General features: G+C 63.3%; 1 protein-coding gene. It reads right to left on the bottom strand.

Features of this window, described 5'->3' with window-relative positions; translation table 11 throughout:
* Window positions 1–1,166 (bottom strand): IS66 family transposase (gene tnpC, locus AC628_RS40645; protein WP_502689837.1); only part of this gene is annotated, 1,166 nt, incomplete at its 3' end.
* Window positions 1,167–1,464 lie beyond the last annotated feature (298 nt).

Genomic DNA, 1,464 nt, shown 5'->3' with positions numbered 1-1,464 from the left:
CAAGATCGTCCACCAATATGCCGTCTCGTGAGCGAAGCTTGCGCGTGAAGAACCGGATGCGGGTAATCCGCTCGTCCGGGTCTGTGAGGGGCGGGGATGGCAACACCCCCGCCTACTCGGCAGAAGGCGGGCGTGGCCGGCAACGCCTTGCGTCCGGGATCGAAGAGAGCGTTGAACCCGCTATAGGCATCGGCCTGCAGGATGCCGGCGAAGTTCTGAAGATGCCGCGCGGGATGCTCGCCGCGCCGATCACGTGAGGCGTAGAACAGCGCCGCCGGTGGATCTCGCCCGCCGAATGGCCGATCGTCGCGGACATAGGTCCAAATCCGGCCGGTATCTGCTTTTCCTTTCGCCAGGATCGGGATCTTGGTGTCGTCACCGTGGAGCCTGTCGGCGGAGAGCACATAGGCTTCGATCAGTTCAAAGATCGGCCTGGTCGCAAAGGCTCCGGCGCCCACCTGGTCCGCCAGCGTCGAGACCGACAGGGCGATCCCCTCACATTTGAAGCGCTGGCTCTGTCGATTTAGCGGCTGATGCTGACCAAATTTGTCGAACAGGATCGTCGCCAGAAGCTGGGGTCCGATATAGCCCCGCGGCGTGGCATGGAACGGCGCTGGCGGCTGCGTGATCGCCTCGCAATCCCGACAACTGAACTTCTCCCGGACTGTGTCGATCACCTTGAACCGGCGTGGGATCTCCTCCAGCGTCGAGGTCACGCTTTCGCCGAGCTTCGACAGCCGCGCCGACCCGCAGCAGGGGCATTGCGTCGGAGCCGGCAGGACCACGCGTTCTCGCACGATGTCGTCGGGGAAGGGTTGACGCACCGGCCGCTTGCGCTCAAACGAACGCACCGTCTGCGTCTTCCCGGCCGCCTTCTCGGCGGCCAGCTCATCCTCGGTCGCGTCCGCCTCGAGCTCCTCAAGCTCAAGCTCCAGCTGATCGAGCAGCCGTGCCGACCGCTCGGAGCGCGTGCCATATATCGTGCGTCGTAGCTTCTCGATCTCGAGCTTGAGATGGGCAATCAGCGCTTCGGTGCTCGATTGCTTCGCCTGGGCATTGGCCGCTTCAGCAAGCCTGGCTTCCGCCGCAAGCCTGGCCGTGCGTTCGGCCAAAATCATTGCATGCGCGGCGGCAAGATCGGGCGGCAGGTCGGCGCTGGAGTCCATGGCCAGATGGAATCACATTCGCTGCCAAACTCAAATGACAAAGTCTCAGCCTACGCTGGTCGGACGCCAGGACTCTTGGGGATTGCGCCAGTCGATGCCGGACAGCAGATAGCTCATCTGCGCCTGCGAGATCGACACCACGCCGTCCGCCAGCGACGGCCAGACAAAACGATATAGCGCGACAATCAGGATGAGAGCGGCGCGTCAATCAAGATGAGACGAGGCGACCGAGTCAGGGGATCATTGACGCTCGCGGCGGTTTTGGCAAGGCTTGATTGACGCCGCGCGACAATCACGC

Source organism: Bradyrhizobium sp. NAS96.2 (assembly GCF_001908235.1).
Classification (GTDB): Bacteria; Pseudomonadota; Alphaproteobacteria; order Rhizobiales; family Xanthobacteraceae; genus Bradyrhizobium.
The sequence above is the reverse complement of the archived record's forward strand: the minus strand, read 5'-3'. Positions and strand labels throughout refer to the sequence as shown.